At 71.7% G+C, this 23,158-nt stretch carries 8 protein-coding genes and 1 pseudogene; 7 read left to right on the top strand and 2 right to left on the bottom strand.

Translation table 11 applies throughout. The annotated features are described in order from the left end of the window. The first annotated feature begins 382 nt into the window (after nucleotides 1–382). The 4 genes and pseudogenes from R2B38_RS46980 to R2B38_RS46965 all read left to right on the top strand — a co-directional run bounded on the left by R2B38_RS46980 (nucleotide 383) and on the right by R2B38_RS46965 (nucleotide 14,439). A complete protein-coding gene (locus tag R2B38_RS46980) occupies nucleotides 383–4,357 on the top strand; it encodes an amino acid adenylation domain-containing protein (RefSeq protein ID WP_318022329.1) in 3,975 nt (1,324 codons plus the stop codon). Continuing rightward, nucleotides 4,243–12,198 (top strand): annotated as a pseudogene (locus R2B38_RS46975) (beta-ketoacyl synthase N-terminal-like domain-containing protein); the annotation flags it as partial. The gene R2B38_RS46980 and the pseudogene R2B38_RS46975, both read left to right, overlap by 115 nt. 35 nt (nucleotides 12,199–12,233) lie before the next feature. Beyond that, nucleotides 12,234–13,487 (top strand): thioesterase domain-containing protein, encoded by a 1,254-nt coding sequence (locus tag R2B38_RS46970; protein ID WP_318023076.1) that lies wholly within the window; start codon nucleotides 12,234–12,236, stop codon nucleotides 13,485–13,487. 73 nt (nucleotides 13,488–13,560) lie between these two features. Then, complete coding sequence (locus tag R2B38_RS46965) at nucleotides 13,561–14,439, top strand: TauD/TfdA dioxygenase family protein (protein ID WP_318022328.1); 879 nt, start codon at nucleotides 13,561–13,563, stop codon at nucleotides 14,437–14,439. 6 nt (nucleotides 14,440–14,445) lie between these two features. On the opposite strand, the gene R2B38_RS46960 is transcribed toward R2B38_RS46965, so the two are convergent. Beyond that, entirely contained in the window at nucleotides 14,446–17,382 is a 2,937-nt protein-coding gene (locus R2B38_RS46960) for a SpoIIE family protein phosphatase (protein ID WP_318022327.1), read from the bottom strand. Between the two features lie 262 nt (nucleotides 17,383–17,644). Between R2B38_RS46960 and rutA the strand changes: the two genes are divergently transcribed. The 3 genes from rutA to R2B38_RS46945 are packed head-to-tail and all read left to right on the top strand — an operon-like array spanning nucleotide 17,645 to nucleotide 20,887. Continuing rightward, entirely contained in the window at nucleotides 17,645–18,718 is a 1,074-nt protein-coding gene (gene rutA / locus R2B38_RS46955) for a pyrimidine utilization protein A (RefSeq protein ID WP_318022326.1), read from the top strand. Nucleotides 18,719–18,749: 31 nt separating this feature from the next. Then, nucleotides 18,750–20,261 carry an MFS transporter gene (locus R2B38_RS46950; RefSeq protein ID WP_318022325.1) on the top strand — a complete coding sequence of 504 codons (1,512 nt, stop codon included), beginning with the start codon at nucleotides 18,750–18,752 and terminating at the stop codon, nucleotides 20,259–20,261. Continuing rightward, nucleotides 20,258–20,887, top strand: a complete 630-nt coding sequence (locus R2B38_RS46945) for an isochorismatase family protein (RefSeq protein WP_318022324.1) — start codon at nucleotides 20,258–20,260, stop codon at nucleotides 20,885–20,887. Before R2B38_RS46950 ends, R2B38_RS46945 begins: the two co-directional genes overlap by 4 nt. Nucleotides 20,888–20,923: 36 nt before the next feature. Here the strand turns inward: R2B38_RS46945 and R2B38_RS46940 are convergent, their stop codons facing one another. Next, on the bottom strand, nucleotides 20,924–23,116 hold the full coding sequence (locus R2B38_RS46940; RefSeq protein WP_318022323.1) for an MMPL family transporter: 2,193 nt from the start codon (nucleotides 23,114–23,116) through the stop codon (nucleotides 20,924–20,926). Nucleotides 23,117–23,158: the final 42 nt, after the last annotated feature.

The raw sequence follows: 23,158 nt of genomic DNA, 5'->3' as shown, positions 1-23,158 counted from the left end.
GGGAGTTTCATGGGACTCTTTTTCGCTGTGGGTGTTCTGTGAGGTGTTGCGGAATGTCGAGTATTGACATGTCCTGAGCCTGTGATCGATGATTACGGCTGTGTCACGGAGCTCCGGAAGGGAATCCGAGTGAGCAGGAAAACGGCGTGACCAGGTAATTGGCCGACGATTTCGGGAATCGAATTATCGAATCACCGGGCCGCTTTCGGCCGCCGCGCCCCGTGGACCGACCCCTTCGTCCCACCGGCCTCGCGCTCCGCTCCCACGACGCCCGCTCGACGGCGAGCGCGTCCTTTCCGGCCCGTCGGCAGTCCGGTGATCCCGGCCTGTCGCGCTCGATGTCACCCCCGCCCCATATCGTTGGGAAGGCCAGGTATCGCCGGTGCACAACACCCCCCACCCTGTCCCCACTCCACGCGCGTCCACCGGAACAGCCACCGGCGGCACCGAGTCGGCGCCCCGCGTCCGACCGGCCTCCTTCGCCCAGCGGCGGCTGTGGTTCCTGGCCCAACTCCCGGGCGCGAACGCCGCGTACAACGAGACGATCGCCTTCTCCCTGACCGGCCCGCTCAACCTCGACCTGCTGTCCCGAGCCTTCGACGAGCTGACCGACCGTCATGAGACCCTGCGCACAAGGCTGGTGGCCACCGAAGGGGAGGTGCACCAGCACATCGACCCACCGGGCGGGGGATTCGCCCTGACCTTCGAGGACCTCACCGGGGCCGATGACCCCGAGGCGTGCGTCGCCGACCGCCAACTCGACGAGGAACAAAGGCCGTTCGACCTCGACACCGGCCCCCTCGGACGCGGACGCCTCCTCGCCCTGGGACCGGACCGCCACGTACTCCTGCTGACGTTCCATCACAGCATCTACGACGGCGTCTCGATGAACGTCATGATGGACGAACTCGGCAAGCTCTACGAGGCGTTCGCGGCCGGCGCCCCGAACCCGCTGCCTCCGCTCACGGTGCAGTTCGCCGACCACACGCAGACCCGGGAACAAGCCGTCCTCGACGGTGGGCTCGCCGCCCAGGAGGACTACTGGCGCCGCGCGCTGCACGACGCGCCGCCCGTCCTGGACCTGCCCACCGACCGGCCACGGCCGACGGAACAGCAATACGGGGGCGGCCGGGCCGAGTTCAGCCTCGACGCCGAGGTCACCGCCGGGCTCCGCGGCCTCGCGAGACAGCACGGTGCCACCCCCTTCGTGGCCGTGCTGGCCGGCTGGGCGATTCTCCTGTCGCGCCTCTCCGGGCAGGAGGACATCGTTGTCGGAAGCCCCTTCGCCAACCGGCGCGGCCCGGGCGCGGCCGGTCTCATCGGCTTCCTCGTCAACTCCCTCCCGTTGCGCATCGATCTGTCCGGTTCCCCAACCGTGTCCGAGGCCCTCGCCCGCACCCGCGCCGTCGTACGCGAGGCACTCGCCCACCAGAACCTGCCGTTCGAGCGCATCGTCGAGCTGGTCAACCCGCCGCGCAGCGCCTCCCGCACCCCGCTGTTCCAGACCATGCTGGCCTGGGTGCCCGAACGGCGGGACCTGCTGCACCTGCCCGGAGTGGACGCCCAGCCGCTGCCGATCGCCCACGCCCCGGCCAAGTTCGACCTGGCTGTCTCGGCGACCGAGTCCGACGGCCGTATCACCGGGTACCTGGACTACGCGACAGCCCTCCTCGACCACACCACCGCCGAGCGCTGGGCCGGCCATCTGCGGAACCTGCTCACCGACATGGTCCGCCACCCCGAACGGGACGTCCGCTCCCTGGAGTTGATGGCCCCTCAGGAACGCCTGCGCGAGCTGCTCGACGGCGACGCCACGCGGTCGGAGACCTTCGGGCCCGCTCCGCACGCGGCGTCCGGACTCGTCGAGCTCTTCGAGACCCAGGTCCGCGAGCACCCGGCCCGCACCGCCGTCGTCGACCGCGACAGCTCGCTGGACTACGCGGCCCTCGACCGCCGCGCCAACCACCTCGCGCACGCCCTCGTCGCCCGTTCCGTCCGACCCGGCGACGTCGTCGGCCTCCACGCGAAGCGGTCCCGCGACCTGGCCGTCGGCATCCTGGGCATCCTCAAGGCGGGCGCCGCCTACCTCCCGCTCGACCCGGGCCAGCCCGCCGAACGCCTCGCGAACATGGTCGAGGACGCGGCCTGCCCCCTCGTCCTGAGCGACCACGACAGCGAACGCGCCCCGGAATGGCTCGACTTGAGCGCCGTGGAAGCCGAGGGGGCAACCCGCCACGAACCGCCCGCAGGCATCGATCCCGCGCCGGACCGGCTCGCCTACGTGATCTTCACCTCCGGATCCACGGGACGGCCCAAGGGCGTCGCGGTGGAGCACCGCAGCGTCCTGAACCTCTTCGCCACCTGGCACGCCCGCATGGGCACCGCCCCCGGCGAGGTCGGCTCCGCCTGGTCCAGCACCGGCTTCGACGCCTCGATCCACGAACTGCTGCTGCCCCTGACCACCGGCGGCGAACTCCACATCGTCCCCGAGGAGTTGCGCGGCGACCCCGAGGAGCTGCTGGCATGGATGCGCGAACACGCCGTGACCCAGGCCTTCCTGCCGCCCGCCTACGTGAAGTGGATCGACGAGGACCCGGCCGTACGCCTGCGCGGACTCCAACTGCACACGCTCCTCACAGGAGTTGAGTCGCTCACCGAAGCCGCCCTGCACCGCATGACACAGCACCTCCCCGGCCTGCGGATCTGCTTCGGCTACGGCCCCACCGAAGCGACCCTCTACAGCACCGCGTACTACGACCCCCGCCCGCTGGACCGGCCCTGCCCCATCGGCCGCCCGCTGCCCGGCACCCGTATGTACATCCTCGACGGCCGCATGGAACCCGTCCCGCCCGGCGTGGTGGGGGAGGTGTACCTCGGCGGAGCCTCGCTGGCCCGCGGTTATCTGGGCCGCCCGGACCTCACCAAGGAACGCTTCCTGCCCGACCCGTTCGAGCCCGGCGAGCGGATCTACCGCACCGGAGACCTCGCCCGGCGCCTGCCCGACGGCCAGGCGCACTACATGGGGCGCGCCGACGACCAGGTCAAACTCCGCGGCTTCCGGATCGAACCCGCCGAGGTCGAGGCCGCGCTCATGGCCCTGCCCGGCGTCCGCGAAGCCGCCGTCCTCGTCGACCACGACGCGACCGGACAGCCCCGTCTGCTCGCCGGCGTCGGCCGGGGCACCGCACCGGCCCGCACCACCCACGACTGGCGCACCGCCCTCGCCCGCCGCCTGCCCGACTACATGATCCCCGCCGTCTTCCTCGACCTCGACACCCTCCCGATCAACCGCAGCGGCAAACTCGACCGGCCCCAACTCCTGCGCCTGGCCCGGGAGTCGACCTCCACCCAGGTCAACACGGCCAGCCCGCGCGACCACATAGAGCACGGCCTGTACCGCATATGGCAGCGCATCCTGCTCCACCCCGACATAGGCGTCAGTGACAACTTCTTCGAGATCGGCGGCACTTCGCTCTCCGCCATCAAGATGGCCCACGCCGTCACCGAGACGTTCGGCCGCCGGCTGCCGGTCGGCGAGGTGATGACCCGCCCCACCATCGAGTCACTCGCCGCTCTGCTCCGCGAGGACGGCACGGGCCGCGCACCCGGCAGCCTCATCGAGTTCCGCCCTGGCACCGGCCCGCGCGTCGTCTGCGTCCACCCCGCAGGCGGCACCGCCTTCTGCTACCTCCCCCTGGCCACACTCCTCCCCGACAGCGTCGGTCTGTACGGCATCCAGTCCCCGGGAGTGAACCCCGACGAGGACCTCCTCCCCAGTGTGGAGGCCATGGCCGCGGAGTACCTGCGACTGATCCGACCCGACGACGCGTCCCCCCTGGTCCTGACCGGCCTGTCCTACGGCGGCCTCGTCGCCCATGAGATGGGACGACTGCTGGCCCGCGCCGGACACCGGGCCGTCAGCGTCGTCCTCCTCGACACCCAGGCCACCGACGACGCATCCGCACGCGCGGAGATCGGCGCCGTCGACGCGGCCGAGTTCCGCGACAAACTCGTGAGGTTCAACGGGATGTACCCCGGCATCGACGACGCCCAGGTCGACCGCTACTTCCACCTCTACAACCACAACCGCCTCACCGCCCGCGAACACCTCCCTGCGGCCTCCCCGGCACGCGTCGTCCTCGCCCAGGCCGTACCGGACGGCGACGACACCCCCTTCCACGCCGAGGTCCGCGCCTTCTGGCGCCGCCGCGCCGAGGGCGACTACCGCGTCGAGACGATGGAATGCGACCACTGGGAGATCCTGGAGGGCGTCGGAGCCGCCCAGGTCGGCACCCTGCTCGCCGCCGAACTCGCCCACCACGGCGCCCAGTTGGCTCTGCCGATACGGGAGGCGTGATGGACCTCCGCCATGCCCACAGAGTCTCCCCGGCCCCTACGCGGTCCGTCTCCCTCGCCGAGGCCGTACTGGGCCAGGCTCGCCGTACCCCCGCCGCCGTCGCCGTCGAGGACGGCGACCGGGTCCTCGACTACGCGGAACTCGAACGAGTCAGTGGCAAAGTGGCAACGCGCCTGCACGCGGCCGGAGTTCGCCCGGGCCACGCGGTCGCCGTACACCTGCCCCGCTCCCGGCGACTGGTCTGCGTCATGCTCGGCATCCGCCGCGCCGGAGCCACCGTCGTCCCCCTCGACCGACTCAGCCCACCCGACCGGCAACGGCACATCCTCGACGACTCGGGCGCCGTCGCCGTAGTCCACGACAGCGGGCATGTTCCTCAACTGCCCGAGCGCATTGCCGGGTTGGACGCCCACCTGCTCCTGACTGGCGACGGTCCCGTCTCGCCCGCCGTGCCTCCGGGGGAGTCCGGCGACACGGCAGTGGGCTTCGTCTTCTACACCTCTGGCAGCACGGGGAACCCCAAGGGCGTCGAGGTCACCGACGACGGAGTGCTCCGCCTGGCCCGCCCCGGCTACCTCGACCTGCGGCCCGGCGCCCGCTTCGCCAGCCTGGCCAACCCCGCCTTCGACGCGCTGAGTTTCGAGGTGTGGGTTCCCCTCCTGACCGGCGGCGTCTGCGTCGTACTCGACGACGAAGAGGTGCACAGTGCGCCCCGGTTCGCCAGGGTGCTCGGCGAACGCCGGGTCGACACACTGTTCATCACAACGGCCTTGTTCAACGCGGTGGTTGAACAGGTGCCGGACTGTTTCGCCGGCATCGGACAGGTACTCGTCGGCGGTGAACAGCTCAACGCACGCATCGTCCGCCGCTGGTACGGGACCAACTCCGCGTCCCGCACCGTCCTGCACAACGTGTACGGGCCGACGGAGGCGACGACCTTCGCCCTCTGCGGCCCCATCCCGCGCGACTTCGCCGGCGACACCATCCCGATCGGCACCCCGCTCCCCGGTACCGCCGTACTGCTCCGCACCGAGGACGACCGCGTCGCCGAGCCGGGCGAAGTGGCCGAACTGCTGTTGTCCGGACCGGCGTTGGCCCTCGGCTACCGCAACCTCCCGGAACAGACGGAGCGCGGCTTCGTACGGCTGCCGCACGAGGACGGCGGCGAACGCCGCTGGTACCGCACCGGCGACCTCGTACGCCAGGACGGCGAAGGCCGGATCACCTACGTCGGCCGGGCCGACCGCCAGGTCAAGGTGCGCGGCTTCCGTATCGAACCGGGCGAGGTGGAGCGGCAGATCCTGGCCCAACCCGCCGTCCGCCAGGCCTACATAGGCACCCGCCGCGACGCGGCGGACCGCAGCGAACTGCTCGCCTTCCTCGTCCTGGGCGACGAACTCTCCTACGACGCCTACGATCGTCACCTCGCCGCCGCCCTGCCGTCGTACATGCGCCCCCATCACACGTACCTCGTCGCCGAGTTGCCGCGAAACGCCAACGGCAAGGTCGACCAGGCCGCCCTTCTGCGCGACGCCGGGACCCCGTGGCGCGGTGCGCAGGAGGGTGACGTGCCCGTCAGCGCCGAGCAGCGGCGGGTGCTGGAGGTCGCCGAGGACATCCTCGCCGTCAACGGCCTGCGCCCCGGCGACCGTTGGGCAGCGAGCGGCGGTGACTCGCTGAAGGCGCTGCGCTTCCGCTTCGAGATCCTCGACCGTTTCGCCGTCGACCTGCCGCACGACCTCGTTCTACAGGCCGACTTCGCCGCCCTCGCCGACGCCGTACACGCCACGGAGACGGCGGCGGGAGAACACCCACCCGTGCCCGCGCCCTCCGCCGAGCCGACCGCACCGGCCACCAGCGAGCAAGAACGCCTCTGGCTCCTGCACCAACGCGAGCCCGAAAACCGTTCCTACGACGTGCCGTTGGCCTTCCGTGTCGAAGGCCGCGTCGACACGGAGGCCCTGCACCGCGCGGTGCGCACGCTGGTGGAACGGCATGTTGCCCTGCGTACCCGGCTGGTCCCCACCCCCGACGGGCTGCTCCAACAGGCCGGTGATCCGTACGACCCTTGGCAACGCCTCGAAGCCCGTCCCGGGGAGGAGTGGCAGGACACCGCCGACCGGTTCTTCGACCACCGCTTCGACCTCGGCGACGCCCGGATGCTGCGGGCGGCCTGGGTGGCACAGGCCGACGGCGGACTGCTCCTGCTGCACCTGCACCACGTCGCCGTGGACGGCTGGTCGCTCAACCTCCTTCTCCGCGACCTGACCGAGGCCTGTGCCGCCCAGAGCGCCCGGCCGCACTCCACCCTCACCCCCCTGGACTTCGCCCGCTGGCAACGGAGTTGGCACACCAGCTCCGGCTACGAGGACCGCCGCACCCGGCTGCGGTCCCACTACGGCCATGACGGCGAACCGTCACCCGCGCTGCCGGCCCCCGACGCGCCACGAGCCCGCCTGCTGCGCACCTCGCTCGACCTGGTCCGCCGCAGCGCGCTGGACCGTCGCGCCGCACAACTCGGCCTGACGCGCTTCCATTTGCTGGTGTCCGCGTTCGCCGCGAGCCTCTACGGCGTGACCGGTCAGGGGCGTCCGCTGGTCGCCACACCGGTGGTGAACCGGCCCCGCCCCGAATTCGCGGACACGGTCGGCATGTTCGCCAACACCGTGCTCCTGGACCTGCCGTTGGAGCCGCATCGCACACTGGACGCTCAGCTCTCGGCCCACTCCGACGCCGTGCGCACTGTGCTCCAGGACCAGGAGGTCGCCCTCGCCGACCTCCTCGCGGACCCCGGCTTCCGCGAACGAACTCCCTTGTTCGACTACCTCTTCGTCCTGGAGAACACCGACTTCTCGGCACTGCGCCTGGACGGCTGCGACGTGCGCCCACTGTGGCCCGAGCCGCTGGGTGCCAAGTGCGCCCTCACGCTGTCGGTGGTGGAGCACGCGGCCGGGTTCGACTGCCTGTGGGAGTACCGCGACGACATCGGCGCCGAACGCACCCAGGCCGCGGCCCGCCTCTTCCGTCAGACCCTCGACCACCTGACCGGCGACACGGACACCGACATCACCCTGCACGAACTGGTCGCCGACTACCGCCGCACCCTGCCCGACCACGGCCAAGGCCCCACGCGCGCACCGGACTTCACCACCGTCGCCGACGGCTTCGCACGGCAGGCGGCCCGCACCCCGCACGCCCCGGCCGTCACCACCGGCGAGACCACCCTCACCTACGCCGAACTCGACGCACAGGCAGCCGAGTTGGCGGCCGCACTAGGCACCCGCCTCCCGGCCGATCCCGCCGCCCCGGCGGCCGTGGCGCTCTACCTCCAGCCCTCCGTCGAGCATGTCGTGGCGCTCCTGGCGGCGGCCCGCCTCAACCTCACCGTCGTACCCCTCGACCCCGCATACCCGCCATCCTTGCTACGGCACGTGCTCGACCAGGCCGACCCGTTGTGCGTACTCGTGACACGCGAGGACGAACACCTCCTCGCCGCGATCGCACCACCGTCCCTGCCCCGGCACATCCTCACCCTCGCCGAGACGCCCACCGCGGTACCCCAACTGCCCCCGCACCAGGGGCTGCGCCCGCTCTACACCCTGTTCACGTCCGGCTCCACCGGCACTCCCAAGGGCGTCCAGGTCCCCGACCGGACCCTGTGCAACCTGCTGACCTGGCAGCGCACCGACGGCGGCCTGAGCGGGCCCGCCGTCACCCAGCAGTTCTCCATGCTGTCCTTCGACGTGTCCTTCCAGGAGATCTTCACGACCCTGTGCTCCGGCGGCCTGCTGCGCCTGGTGGAACCCGGCTGGCGCCACGATGTCCCCTCCCTGCTCCGGGAGTTGGAGAGTGGGGGAGCGGAGCGGATCTTCCTGCCGTACGTCGCGCTGCAACTCCTCGCCGAACACGGTGTACGTACCGGGCAGTTCCCGTCCCGGCTGCGCGAAGTCGTCACCGCCGGGGAGCAGTTGGTGTGCACCGACGCGATCCGCCGCTGGTTCGCCCGGTTGCCGGACGCCCGGCTGTTCAACCACTACGGCCCCACCGAGACCCATGTCGTCAGCGGCCTGTGCCTCGACGGCGACCCCGCCGCCTGGCCGCTGCGCCCCGAGATCGGGCGTCCGGTGGCCAACGCCGTCCTGCGCGTCGTCGACGAGGGCGGTCTCCCCGTCCCGCCCGGCGCCACCGGCGAGTTGCTGATCGGCGGTGTCATGGCCAACCGCTGCTACGTCGGCGACGGCGACGGTGATGGCGACGGCATGCCGAACCGTGACCGCTTCACCGACGACCCGGACCTCGGGACCTTCTACCGCACCGGCGACCTGGCCCGGTTCGACGAGCGGGGTCTGCTGCACTACGCGGGGCGCGACGACAGCCAGGTCAAACTCGGCGGGTTCCGGCTGGAGTTGGGGCAGGTCGAGGCCGCGTTGCTGCAGTATCCCGGTGTGACCCACGCGGTCGCGGTCGTGGAGGGCGGGCGGCTGGTGGCCTGCCTGCAATGCCGGGGCGGCGACCCCGATCCGGCCGAACTCGCGGACCACCTGGCCGGGTTGCTGCCGTCCTACGTGCGCATCAGCCGTTTCCGTCGCCTGACGGAACTGCCGCGCACGCCCAGCGGCAAGCTGGACCGCCGGGCGGCGTACACCGCGCCGGGCCGTGACCTGCGCTCCGCCGACGTGACCGCCCCGGCCGTCTCACCGCTGGAAGGACGGCTGGCCGCGCTGTTCGAGACGGTGACCGGCAAGGCGATCGGTGTGGAACAGCGGTTCTTCGACGCCGGTGCCACCAGCCTGGACCTGATGCGCTTCCAGCTCCGCTGCGCCGGCGAGGACGAACTCGTTTTCACCGTCCCCGAGTTGTTCGAACACGTCAGCCTCCGCGCGCTGGCCCGCCTTGTGGAGGGACGCGCAACGGAGGATGCCGTCGTCCCGGACGCCCCACAGCTGCCGGGGGAGCGGACCGAGGAACCCATCGCCGTCATCGGGATGGCCGTACGGCTGCCTGGCGCCCCTGACCTGGCCGCCTTCTGGGACCTGGTGGTCTCCGGCCGCCGGGGCATCGAGCACTTCCCGGCGACGGACGGCCGGGTCGGCGCGCGCAGCCAGTTGGCGGGATGCTCGCCTTCGACCCGGGCCGCTTCACGATCAGCCCGCACGAGGCCCGGCTGATGGACCCCCAGCAACGGCACCTCCTGATGAACTGCGTCGAGGCACTCGCCCACGCCGGTATCGGAGACCCGAGGGCCGAGCGGGTCGGACTTCTCGCCGCGTGCGGGGAGAACACCTACTTCCAACGCATGCTGCGCGAGGCGGAGTCGGCCGAACTGCCCGACACCTTCCGGCTCGCGCTGCACCACGAGAAGGACTTCCTGGCCACCAAGGCCGCCTACCACCTCGGCCTGACCGGCCCCGCCTTCACCGTGCAGTCGGCGTGCTCCAGTTCGCTCGTCGGCGTACATGTCGCCGCCGGGCTGCTGCGGCAGGGCGACGCGGACGTGATGCTCGTCGGCGGTGTCCTCGTCGACACTGACCTGACCGACGGCTACACCTACCGACCGCAGCACATCTTCTCCCCGGACGGGCACTGCCGACCCTTCAGCGCGGACGCCGCCGGCACCGTCGGGGCCAGCGGAACCGGCGTCGTCGTCCTCAAGCCCCTTGCCGCTGCCCGACGTGACGGGGACACCGTCTACGCCGTCATCACCGGCTCGGGCATCAACAACGACGGCTCGGACAAGCTCAGTTACAGCGCCCCCGCACTGGCCGGACAGCGCTCCGCGATCCGCGCCGCCCTGCACCGCAGCGGCCGTAGCGGCACCGACCTCGGCTATGTGGAGGCACATGGCACCGGTACCCGGCTCGGGGACCCGGTGGAGGCGGCCGCGCTGCGTCAGGCGTACGGACTGGCGGACGACGCGCGCGTGGCGCTGTCCTCGGTGAAGAGCCAGATCGGACACTTGGGCGCCGCCGCGGGCGTCGTCGGCATGGTGCGGGCCGTGCTCGCCGTGCACCACGGGATCGTCCCGCCGACGGCGGACTTCGACCGGCTCAACCCTGAGATCGACGACGGCCCGTTCCGCGTACCGGTCGCCGCCGAACCCTGGCCGCAGGACGGGCCGCGAGTCGCCGCCGTCAGCAGTTTCGGTATCGGCGGGACCAACGCCCACCTGCTCCTCGAACACGCGGAGTCGGTGCAAGTCGCCGACACCGCGCAGGAGTTGGTGCCGTGCCTGGTGCTGTCCGGCAGCTCCGAGGCCGCCGTACGCGCGGACGGGCGTCGTATCGCCGCCTACCTGAGGGCGCGGCCCGACGCCTATCCGCAGGTGCTGCGGCACCTCCAGGCCGGACGGCCCGCGCTCGGCCACCGGGCGGCGGCGGTCTGCCCGGACGCCGACTCCGCCGTCGCATGGCTCGAAGCGCTCTCCGGCATCACGGCCCCGCACCCGCAGCCCGGCGGCCCGGCCCAGGACCGGGACCCGCACGCCCTCGCCGAGGCATGGACGGCCGGGCACACCCTCGTATGGCCCGAGGGTTCCGCGTCCGCGCCCTGGGACTTCCCGCCGCCGACCTTCGACACGGCGGAGTACGACTTCCCGCGTACGCCTGTGTCGCCGCCGGCCGGACCGCAGCGGTTGCCCGCCGACCAGTGGCTGCACCAGCCGCAGTGGACACGGTTGCGCCGCGCCCGCACCGGCGCGCACGAACCTCGGCGCACCGCCGTGGTGGTCACGGACGCGGGGGCCGAGTCGTGGCGGTTCCTGGAGCGGCACTACGCCCGGGTGGTGACCGTGTGCGCCGGGGAGACCCTCGCCCGTCTCGACGAGGACCGCTACGAGGCCGATCCCGCCGACTCCGGGCAGCTCGCCGCCGTACTGGAGCGGGTCACCCGTCCCGGCGGCCCCGGCGTCGACTGGCTGCACGCGCTGCCGCTGGCTCTCGACGGCAGCCTCGATGAACACGCCCTGGAAGCCGCCCAGTTGGCCTGCCTCGACACCGTCGCGGCGCTCGCCCGCGCCCTGGCCGACGTACCGGACGCCGTACGGCCACGGGCCTGGCTGCTGTCCCACGGGTCGCAGCCGGTCACCGGTCCCGTCCGCACCCCTGAGGCGGGCCTGCTCGCCGCCGCTGTCGAAGTACCCCGGCAGGAACTGGGCGTTACCCTGCGCTGGACCGACCTGCCCGGACCCCGCCCGGCCGACTGGGCGGCCCACCTGCCCGACCTCCTCCTGGACGACACGATCACCGAACCGGCGACCGCGCTGCGCGACGGCTTCTGGTGGCAGCGCACGCTCCAACCGGTCCGGGTCCCCAACTCCCCGCCGCCCGCTATCCGTTCGGCCGCCCCCGGCACCCACCTGGTCCTCGGCGGCACCGGAGGCATCGGCGCCACTCTGGCCGCCCGCCTCCTGGAGCACCCGGGCAACCACGTCGTCCTCGTCGCCCGAGGCACCGAGACACCGCCCGCGCTACGGCCGTACCAGGACCGCGTCACACTGGTCCCCGCCGATCTCGCAACGGACGAACTGGCCACGGTCGCCGACCGGTTGGCCCCGCATCTGGACGGCCTCGCCGGCATCGTCCACGCCGCGGGCACGGCCGCCGGAGGGCTTCTCGCCCGCCGCGACCCCGCCACCGCCCGCCGCGCCACGGCCGCCAAACTGCGCGGCGCCCTGCTCGTCGAACGGCTCATCGCCGAGCACGACCCCGACTACGCGGCCTACTGCTCGTCAATGGCGGTCCGGTTCGGGGGAGTTGGGCAGTTCGACTACGCGGCGGCCAACGCCTGCCTCGACGCCTACGCCCATCACGCGCCGCCGGGCGACGATGCCTCCACCGTCCGAATGAGCATCGGCTGGGACGCCTGGCGGGACGTCGGCATGGCACAGCATGCCCTGACCACCGATGCCCGCCACCAGGAACACCTGAAGGTGGCGCTCACCCCCGAGGACGGCGCCGCGATCTTCGAACGCGCCCTGCACCTTCAGTTGCCGCACCTGATGGTCAACACCACGGCCTTGACCGAGGCTCGCCACTTCTACGAGCCGGACCCCGACTCCCGACACGAGCCGGTGCCCTCCGCGCACCCCGCACCGGGCGACCCCACGGCCGAACTCACCGAGATCCTCGTCGACTTGCTGGGCGTGGACACCGTCGACCCGGAGGCCGCGCTGTACGACCTCGGCGCCGACTCGCTCGCCCTGCTGGAACTCATCGACGAGGTGAAACGCCGCTACGGAACCGACATCGACCTGTCCCGGCTGAGCCACCGGGTGAGCCTCACCGAGATCCTCGGGCACCTCGGCCACTTCGAGACCGGCACCCGCGCGTCCGCCGCCGCGGTGGACGTCGAGGTGTGGCAGCGCGCACCGGGTCCGGACGTGCTGTGCCTGGTCCATCCGGTCGGCGGTGACATCCAGGCCTACCGGCCTCTGGTGGCGGCCCTGCCCGACGAGTTGACCGTCTGCCTCATCGCCGACCCGAAACTGCGTGACCCGGCGCAGCCCGCCCGCTCGATCGCCGATCGCGCCGCGCACTACCTGGAGGCCGTCCGGGCCGCGTTCCCGGACCCCGACTGCCGCCTGCGCCTCGCGGGTTGGTCGTTCGGTGCCTGGACCGCCTTGTCCATGGCGGCACTTGCCGAGGCGGACGGCCGACCCGTCGACGCCGTCCATCTCCTCGACCCGCCGCCACCCGGCGCCGGACGACGGCTCGCCGCGTACGACGAACAACAGGTGGACGCCGTGTTCGCCCGCGAGTTGAGCGGCAACGGCAGCGGTGGTGGTGGACGACTGTCCGAGTCCGGACGCGCCTACGCCGAACGCCTCGCGCAGTGCTGCCGGACCAACCTCGCCGCCATGGCCGAACACCGGCTGCCGCGACTGCACCGGACGCCTGTCGAGGTATGGATCGCCCAACGCCCCGTAGAGGAAGGGGTGTTGGCCCCGGAACCGACCGCCCCCGACGCGTGGGACGCCCATCTGCCCCGCTCCTTCCGCCTTCACCACGTCGACGCCACCCACTACGAGCTGGTCGCGCAACCCCACGTGGAAGCGATCGCCGCCGCGCTCGCAGCGGCCCCGCCCCACACGCGAGCAGCCGCCGCCCTGCCCCACCCCGCCGGAAGATCCTGAGGAGGGCACCGTGCGGCAGCCCCGCACCGGTTCCCCCTCACCCCCGCCCCCACCGATGCCCCGGAGGTCCCTCATGGAGGACTACGCACTCAAGGCCGTCGAGCGGATCACCACCCGCCCCGCCGAGCCCTACGACACCCTGTCCGTCGCCCCGATCACCCCGGTGCTGGGCGCCGAGGTCACCGGCCTCGACCTCTCCCACGAGCTGACACCCCAGCAGGAGAAGGAACTCAAGCACGCGTTCCAGACCCACCACGTGCTCGTCTTCCGCGATCAGGACATCACTCCCGAGGAACACAAGCGGTTCGCGGGCGTCTTCGGCGAACTGCACCCCGTGGCCCTCGCGCCCGAGGGATCCGACCCGCACATCCTGGACATCAAGGCGACCAAGGAGTCCAAGGCCGTCGCCGGCAACGGCTGGCACGCCGACGGCACCGCCGACGCCGAACCCTCCCTCGGCTCGCTGCTGTACATCACCACCATCCCCGAGGGCGGCAGCGGCGGCGACACCGTCTTCGCCAACATGCACCTCGCCTACGAACTGCTCTCACCGGCGATGCGGACCTTCCTCGAAAGCCTCACCGCCGTCCACGACGGAGCCCTGCCCTGGACCGCGGCCGGACAGACCCCACCGCCCGAGTACGAGGTACCGCGCACCGAACAGCCGGTCATCGCGCGCCACCCGGAGACCGACCGCAGGCTCCTCTTCGTCAACGCCCCCTACACCTCGCACATCACCCAGCTGTCCCGCGCCGAGAGCGACGCCCTGCTGGAGATGCTGTACGCGCACATAGCCCGCACCCCGTTGCTGCACTGCCGGGTCCGCTGGCAGGAGCGCACCCTCGTCCTCTGGGACAACCGCAGCGTCCAGCACCACGCCGTCTGGGACTACTTCCCGCACACCCGCGAGGGCCGCCGGGTCGCCGTCAACGGCAGCCGCCTGCATGCCTGACCCGCGTCAGTCCTCGTCCCCGAACGGCAGCGAGTCGAGGTCCCCGGTGAAGTCCACGGCGGTCGGAAACATCAACTCCAGGGCGTCGTCGGGGAGTTCCTGCCGGGCCCCGGGAGCGCCCAGCGTCTGTTCCGTCCAGATGCATTTGCCGGTCGGCGTGTAGCGGGTGCCCCAGCGCTGGGAGAGGGCGGTGACCAGTTGCAGACCGCGACCGCCCTCGTCCGTCTCCGTGGCGCGGCGGATACGGGGCATCGTCAGGCTGCCGTCGAAGACCTCGCAGATCAGCTCGGCGCCGTGCAGGAGGCGCAGGCTGACCGGGCCTTTGGCGTGGCGTACGACGTTGCCGACCAGCTCGCTGGCCAGGAGTTCCGTGGTCGGGGTCAGGTCCTCCAGGCCCCAGGTGCGCAGCTGCTCCCGGACGTGACGGCGGGCCTGGCCCGCCGCGCGTGGATCCTGCGGGAGCGGCCAGGAGGCGATCTTGTCGCTGGTCAGGGCGTGCAGGCGGGCGACGAGGAGGGCGGCGTCGTCGGCCGTCGAGTGCTCGGCGGGGAGGAGGCCCGCGGTGAGGGTGTCGCAGAGGTCCTCCAGGTCCGCCTCCGCGCCGGACTCGGTGCGGTGCGCCGAGCTCAGGAGGCGGGCGAGGTCAGCCATGCCCTCGTCCATCTCGCGCTTCGACGACTCCACCAGACCGTCGGTGTAGAGCACGAGGAGACTTCCCTCCGGGACCTTCAACTCGACTGTCTCGAAAGGGGGTTCAGCCGCGCCGAGCGGCGGGTCGGCCGACAGCTGCGGGAAGTGCACGGTGCCGTCCGGGTGGACCACGGCCGGTGGCGGATGACCGGCCCCGGCGATGGAACAGATCTGGGTCGTCGAGTCGTAGAGCGCGTACAGACAGGTCACGTACGACTCCTCGCCCATACCGGCGACGAGCTCGTTCAGGTGGCTCATGATCTCGTCGGGCGGCAGCTCCAGATCGGCGAGGGTGTGCAGCGCAGTGCGCAGGCGGCCCATCGTCGCCGCCTCCGGGAGGCCGTGGCCCATGACGTCGCCCACCACGAGGGCGACCTGGCCGCCGGAGAGCGGGATGATGTCGTACCAGTCGCCGCCGACGTCCATGCCCTGGCCCGCGGGAAGGTAGCGGGCGGCCGCGGTGCACGCCGGGAGCTCGGGGAGGGCGCGGGGGAGCAGGCTGCGCTGGAGTTCGCGGGACCGGGTGTGCTCGGCGTCGTAGAGCCGGGCTCGTTCCAGGGCCTGGGCGACGAGGGCGCTGATCGTGGTCAGCAGGGTGCGTTCCTCGTCGGTGAGGCGGCGGGCGCGGTCGAAGGCGACGACGCAGACGCCGAAGGTGTTGCCGGACGCGGTCAGCGGGAGGAACGCCCACGCCTCCTTCCCCGCGCGTTCCGGTCTGGCGGCCAGCTCGGGGTAGTGGGCCGCGTACTCCTCGGTCGAGGAGAGGAACATGGGCACACCGGACGCGATCACGTCCCAGCCGGGTTCACCGGGCGTCCGGACGCGGCCGTCGACGGTGGCCAGGAAGTCGTCCGGATAGCCGTCCGCGCCCACGGTGTGCAGCCGGTCGCCCTCGACGGCCTGCACCAGGAGCCCGGCGGCGGCGAACGGCGGCAGCACCCGGCGGGCGACCGCGGCCACCACGTCCTGCGAGGTCGTCGCCTTGGCGAGAGCGGCCGTCAACTCGCCCATCCGGACCGCGCGTCGGGCCACCGCCAGCTCGGACGCCCGGCGCTCCTCCTCGTGCTGCCGCTTCTCGGTGACGTCGGTGAGGTAGAGGGTGACTCCGTCGGGACCCGGGACCAGCCGCAGGTGGTGACGGCGGCCGGTGCCCTCCAACTGGGCGTCGAAGCCGACGGGCGTCTCCTCGGCCGCGGCCTTCCGGCAGCGGTCCTCCAGGCCGGGTACGTTCCGCACGGTGGGCAGCTCCCACAGCAGGCGCCCGAACAGCTCCTCCTCGGAGAGGCCCAGCGTGCGCTCAGCCTCCAGGTTGGCGAAGGTGATCCGCCACTCGTCGTCCACCGCGAGGAAGCCGTCGCTCATGTGACGCAGGGCCCGGCTGAGCGCGTCCCGGGCGGTCCGGGACTCGTTGCTCTCCCAGCCCACGCCGATCATCCGGAGGGGCTCGCCGTCCTCGTCGTAGGTCGCCCGGCCGCGGGCCTGCGTCCAGCCGTACGTGCCGTCCAGACGCCGTACCCGGTACTCGGCCTCGAACACGCCGTGCTCGCGGATCGCCCGGTCCACGGCGTCCAGCGTCGGCGCCAGGTCGTCGGGGTGGACGCACGCCATCCAGTTCTCGACCCGGGCGGTGTAGTCCTCGGGTCTGGTGCCGTAGAGCTCCAGGGCCGCCTCGTCCCAGAGCAGCTCGCCGCCCTGGATGTCCCAGTCCCACGAGCCGACACTGACCTCCTTCAGCGCCTGCCGAAGCCGGTCACGGTGGCCGCTCGGCTCGCTCCGGGAAGGCGTGGAGGGCGGGGGCGCCTGCCTCATCCGCTCCTCGGTCCAGGCGACCAGATCCCGGAGGAAGTCCCACTGCCCGGGGGTGGGCTCGCCCTGCGCGCCCATCAGGACCGTGAGCGCGCCGATACTGCGGTCCCCACCGGACACCGGTACGGCGGCCAGCCCGGCACCGGGCCAGGCGAGCTCCTGACCCGCGGCGGCGGGCCGCACCGGCACCCACACACCACTGCCCTTGCGAACGGCCCTGGCCGGAGCGGTCGGGCCCTCCTGATCGATGATCTCCCACGGGCGGGTGAGGGCGGGCGGCAGACCGGTCGACGACACCAGCCGCAGCGCGGACATCGGGCCGCGCAGATGAATCGCTCCCCCGAGCGCGCCCAGCTCGCCCACCGCGTGCTGCAGAGCCAGCCGGAAGACCTCGCTCTCGGTGACGCCGGGGTCCACGGTGCCGAGCAGGGCCAGACGTGCGTTCATACCGTAAATTTTACCGTTCCCGCCTCACATAACGCGGTGCTGCGCAGGACTCTCACCTTTGACTCCCGCTCTCGCACACGGCTCTCAACAGGCAGCGGTCCAGACCGAGTTGCCCCGGTCGTCCACCCGTGTTCGCTCGGGTGACAATACTCGGCATCCGGGGGAACGGGGTGTCGTGAACGGGGTATGGAACCCCTTGATCATGTCCGGACGTTGTCACCCCGTCAGACTCACCCCCGCCCACCCGTCACACAGGAGCGGCATGGACATCGGCGTATTCATCCCCATCGGCAACAACGGCTGGCTCATATCGAAGAGTTCACCCCAGTACCTGCCGAGCTTCGAGCTCAACAAGGCCATCGTGCAGAAGGCCGAGGAGCACGGGCTCGACTTCGCGCTGTCGATGATCAAACTCAAGGGCTTCGGCGGCGAGACCGAGTTCTGGGACCACAACCTGGAGTCGTTCACGCTGATGGCGGGCCTGGCCGCCGTGACGGACCGGATCAAGCTGTACGCCTCCACCCCGATCCTCGTCCTGCCCCCGGCGATCGTCGCCCGCATGGCCACCACGATCGACTCCATCGCCCCCGGCCGCTTCGGCATCAACATCGTCACCGGCTGGGCACCCGGCGAGTACTCCCAGATGGACCTGTGGCCCGGCGACGAACACTTCGGCAACCGCTACGCCCGCGCCGCCGAGTACGTCACCGTGATGAAGGAGCTGTGGAGCGAGGGCGTCAGCAACTTCAAGGGCGAGTTCTACGAGATGGACGACTGCGTGCTCTCCCCGCGCCCGGCGGACGGGCACATCGACATCGTCGCGGCCGGGCAGAGCCCCACAGGCATCCGGTTCGCCGCCGAGCACGCCGAGTACAACTTCATCCTGGGCAGCGGGGTCAACACCCCCGTCGCCCTGTCGGACACCGTGGCCTCGCTCGTGGACGCGGCGGAGGGAACCGGCCGTGACGTCGGCGCGCTCTCCCTCTTCATGATCATCGCCGACGAGACCGACGAGGCCGCCCGGGCGAAGTGGCAGGACTACCACGACAACGCCGACCATGCGGCGCTGGCGTACATGGCCGGCGAATCCGCCACGGACACCACCGCCGACGACACCTCCACCGCCCGGACCATCGTGCTGCCCGAGGGCGCGGTGAACTTCAACATGGGCACGCTGGTCGGCTCGTACGAGACCGTCGCAAAGCTGCTCGACGAGGTCGCCGAGGTCGAGGGCACCAAGGGGATCATGCTCGTCTTCGACGACTTCCTCGTGGGCCTGGAGAACTTCGGCACCCGCATCCAGCCGCTGATGAAGTCACGGTCGCAGGCCGGGTGACCGTCGCTCCGGACGGTCCGGGCAGGCGGTCGTGACCGTCGGCCGCAGTCCGTGGCGGGTGTTCGCGGCCACCGCCGTGGGGGTGGTGGCCGTGTTCCTCAACATGAGCGGTCTCGCCGTCGCGCTGCCCACCATCACCCGGGAGCTGGGGGCCGACCCCGGGCAGGCCGACTGGATCCTGCTCGGCTACATGCTGGTCACCACCGCCCTGATCCTCGTCTTCGGCCGGCTCGCCGACATCGTCGGCCGCCGCAGCCTGTACCTCGCCGGGCTCGTCGTCTTCACCGCCGGGACCGGGCTCGCGGCGCTCGCCCCGTCGGCGGGGTTCCTGATCGCGGCCCGGGTCGTGCAGGGCGTGGGCGCCGCCGCCGTGATCACCAACAACACGGCCCTGCTGACCGACGTGTTCCCCGCACGCACGTTGGGCAGGGCGCTGGGCTGGAACGTCACGGTGGCTGCCACGGCCCAGGTCGCCGGACCGGTCGTCGGCGGCGCGGCGACCCAACTCCTCGGCTGGCGTGGGCTGTTCGTCGTCTGTGTACCGATCGGGCTGGTCGCGATCGGCGCGTCGGTCCTGTCGGTTCCGGCGGGCGTGGAGCGGGTCGGCAGGGTCCGTGAACCGTTCGACCTGCCGGGCGCGCTGCTGTCCACGGCCATGCTGACCGCCCTCGTCCTCACCCTCACACCCGGCGTCACGTCCACCGTCGCCTCCTGGCTGCCGTGGGCCTGCGGCGCCGTGACCCTCGCGCTCCTCGCAGCCTTCGTCGTCGTCCAGACGCGCCGCGCGCATCCCCTGGTCGACGTGGCGCTGCTGCGCACCCGCGCGATCGCCCTCGTGCTCGCGGCCGTCCTCGCCAACGCGATCGGCAGCTACGCGGTCGTCCTCCTGGCGTCCTTGCACGAGCAGGCGGTCGGCGGCGCCACGTCCCTGGAGGCGGGGGTGCTGGTGACACCGGTCGCGGCCGGCACGCTGATCGCCTCGGCCGCCGCGGGTTCCCTCTTCGACCGCTTCACCCCGCGCACGCTGACGACAACGGGCATGGCGGTGACGGCGTGCGGACTGCTGGGCTTCTCGCTGACACTCTCGTCGACGACCGTGCCGTTCCTGGCGGTGGCCCCGTTCCTCCTCCTCGTCGGGGCCGGCACCGGGCTGTTCATGACACCGAGCACGAGCGCGCTGATGCTGTCCGTGCGAGCCGACCGGCGTGGCATGGCCAACGGCCTGCGGTCGACCACACAGAACGTGGGCTACCTCCTCAGTACGGCCCTCGCGCTCGCGTTCACGACGACCGGGCTGAGCGAACCGGCCCGGCAGGCCGCGTACGACGGGACACTGAACACGCTGAACGTCCTCGGCTCGGGCGAGTTGGACCGCTTCGTCGCCAACATCCGCGCCACGGGGTTCGTCCTCACGGGCATCGTCGCGATGGGGGGAGTGATCTGCCTGGCGTTTCCCACATCGCTGCGGGCACCCCGTACCGCTGACGCGGCCGCCGTCAACTCCCCGCCGGAGTCCGCCACTTCACGAAGGACGTCGCCATGACCGGTCATCAGCAGCAGGACTACGAGCGCGCGGGGTTCGACGGCCGGCTCACCCCCGGCACCTCCCCGGCCCTGATCCTGGTGGACCCCGCCCGCGCCTACGTCGACCCGGACTGCCCGCTCTACGCCGGGGCCGAACCGGCGGCCGACGCGATGAGGCTCCTCCTGGCCGACGCACGCCGGGCCGGGATTCCGGTGATCGTGACGCGGGTGCTGCTGCGGGCGGACGGGAGAGACGGCGGCCTGTTCCTGCGCAAGGTGCCGGTCCTGGGGGTGTTCGCGGAGGGCAGCCCCTTCGGTGAGTTCATTGAGGGCCTGGCCCCGGCGCCGCACGAGCTGACCGTGACGAAGCAGTGCCCGAGCGCCTTCTTCGACACCGGACTGGCCGCCCACCTCACGGCCAACGGCATCGACACCGTGCTCATCGGCGGGTTGTCGACGAGCGGTTGCGTCCGGGCCACCGCGCTGGACGCCATGCAGTACGGGTTCGTGCCGGTCGTGGTCGAGGAGGCCGTGGGCGACCGGGACCCGGACATCCACGCGGCGAACCTCTTCGACATCAGGCACAAGATCGGCGAGGTGTGGCCGCTCGGGCGGGTTCAGGAGTACCTCGCGTCGCTCGGCTGACCGGTTGTGCGCGTCGTGTGCGGCACCCCGCTCGGGTCACGGACGTATCTCGGGCAGGAGAGGTGCGCGGTCGATCGCGGCTCGGGTCGGCGGGTGCGGGTCGGCCTCGTATCCGGCGGGAAGGACGGCGTCGGGGACCAGCGGTGACGGCTCGACGCGCAGCAGCCGGGCGATCCCGGCGGGCAGCCACCAGTTGTACCTGCCGAACAGCGCGACCATCGCCGGCACCAGCAGTGCCCGTACGACGGTTGCGTCCAGCAGGATGCCGGCGCCGAGCGCGGTGGCGAGGACCTTGATGTCGGTGCCCGGGGCGGACGCCAGCGCGGCGAAGGCGAAGAACAGGATCAGCGCGGCCGACGTGACCAGCCGCCCGGTACGGCCCAGGCCGTGCTCCACGGCGTACGCGGTGGAACCGGTGCGGTCGTACTCCTCGCGCATCCGGGCCAGGATGAACACCTCGTAGTCCATGGACAGTCCGAACAGGAACGCGAAGATCAGGACCGGCAGCCAGAACGTCAGCGCACCGGTCGCCGCGATCCCGAACACGGCGTTCGAGCCGTGTCCGTCCTGCCAGAACCAGGTGATCATCCCGAACACCGCGGCCACGCTGACCAGGTTCAGCAGTACCGCCTTGAGCGGCAGCAGCAGGGAGCGGAACGTGCGGACCAGGAGCACGAAGGTGACCAGCGCGATCAGACCCAGGACGTAGGGGAAGTCGTCGAACACCGCCCGCTGGTAGTCGAGGACGATCGCGCCCCGGCCCGTCACGCCGATGTATCCAGGCAGGTCCTTCGTCGCGTCGCGGACCGAAGTCACCACCGCCACGCTGGTGTTGTCCACCGTCTCGTGGGTGGGTACGACGACGACCTCCGTGACGCCGTCCCGCCCGGGCGGGGCCACGACGGCCATCCGGACGCCGGGTACCCGCCGCGCCGTAGCCGCCACGGTGGACGCGTCCGCACCCGAGCGGACCAGCAACGGCATCGGCGTCAGCACCCCGCTGCCCACCCCGCCGGCGCCGAGCGCGGCCAGCGTGTCGTGGGCGACGCCGCTGCGGGCCAGGGAGTCGGAGCCGGCCTGGCCGATCTGCAGGCCGAACACCGGGACGATCGCCAGCGCGAGCCCCGCGGTGGCCGTCGCGGCGGCGGCCCAGCGGTGGCGGACGACACCGCGCGCCCAGGCCGACCAGGCCCGGGAGACGTGTGCCTCCTTGCGGATCCTCGGCCGGTCGACCCGCGGACCGACCAGGCTCAACAGGACCGGAAGCAGGGTGAGGACGACCAGCGTGCTGATCACCGGGATCACCATGCCGCCGAATCCCATGCTGCGGACGAGCGGCACGTCGACCACGACGAGCGCGACCAGGCTGATCGCGACGGTGATCCCGGAGGCGAGCACCGCGTGCCCGGCGGTCGTCACCGCGGTGATCACGGCCTCGTCGTTCGACCGGCCGCGAGCCCGCTCCTCGCGCCAGCGGGAGACCACCAGCAGCGAGTAGTCGATCGCCACGCCCAGCCCGACCAGCGCGATCAGGAACTGCACGACGAAGGAGACGTCGGTGAACGTGGTCAGACCGAGGACGACCAGGAACGTCGCCAGGATCGACACGCCCGCGATGAGCAGCGGCATCAGGGCGAGGAACGACGCGAACACGAGGGCGAGGACGAGCAGCGCACCCAGCGCGCCGATGAGTGTCTCACCCAGCACACTGAGCCCGCCGCGGTCTCCCGCGTCACTGCCGGCCGAGAGCTGGTTGTAGCCGGTGACCTCGGCGGTGAGGCCCTGCTGTCGTGCGGCCGCCTTGACCGTACGGTCCACCGTGGACGCCAACGGGTCGGCGAAACCGGCCGGTTGAGGGCCGTAGACCAGCAGGAAGGTGCTGTGGCCGCCCTCGGTGAGGAAGCCGGGGTCGCCGGTGGTGCCGTAGTCGAGGACGCGGACGCCGGGGATCGTGCGGAGGCGGTTGGCCACGGCGGTGACGTCCGCGCGGTCGACGGGGTGTCCGGCGGGTGCGGTGAGCACCGGCAGGTGGCCCAGGTCGGCGGACACGCCGTAGGAGCGGGCGAGTTGGGCCTGGGTCTCGGAGCCCTCCTGGCCGGGCAGGGAGAAGTCCGACGAGAGCCGGGACGGCAGATGGCCGGCCGCGGTGCCGCCGGCCAGCAGGACGACCAGCCAGAACGCGATCACCCACCAGCGGTGGCGCAGGACGAAGTGCGCGCATGTGGACACGAGTTGTTCCTTTTCCTTGTCGGTGGACGGCTCGGTGGGCGG

The sequence above is a fragment of the Streptomyces sp. N50 genome (assembly GCF_033335955.1).
GTDB lineage: Bacteria > Actinomycetota > Actinomycetes > Streptomycetales > Streptomycetaceae > Streptomyces.
This window is presented reverse-complemented; position numbering and strand designations above follow the sequence as displayed.

Bases quoted from the DNA above. Each gene is read 5' to 3' on its own strand.
- rutA (WP_318022326.1), top strand. From the start codon at position 17,645: ATGGACATCGGCGTATTCATCCCCATCGGCAACAACGGCTGGCTCATA.
- R2B38_RS46960 (WP_318022327.1), bottom strand. From the start codon at position 17,382: ATGAACGCACGTCTGGCCCTGCTCGGCACCGTGGACCCCGGCGTCACC.
- R2B38_RS46945 (WP_318022324.1), top strand. From the start codon at position 20,258: ATGACCGGTCATCAGCAGCAGGACTACGAGCGCGCGGGGTTCGACGGC.
- R2B38_RS46970 (WP_318023076.1), top strand. From the start codon at position 12,234: ATGGCACAGCATGCCCTGACCACCGATGCCCGCCACCAGGAACACCTG.
- R2B38_RS46965 (WP_318022328.1), top strand. From the start codon at position 13,561: ATGGAGGACTACGCACTCAAGGCCGTCGAGCGGATCACCACCCGCCCC.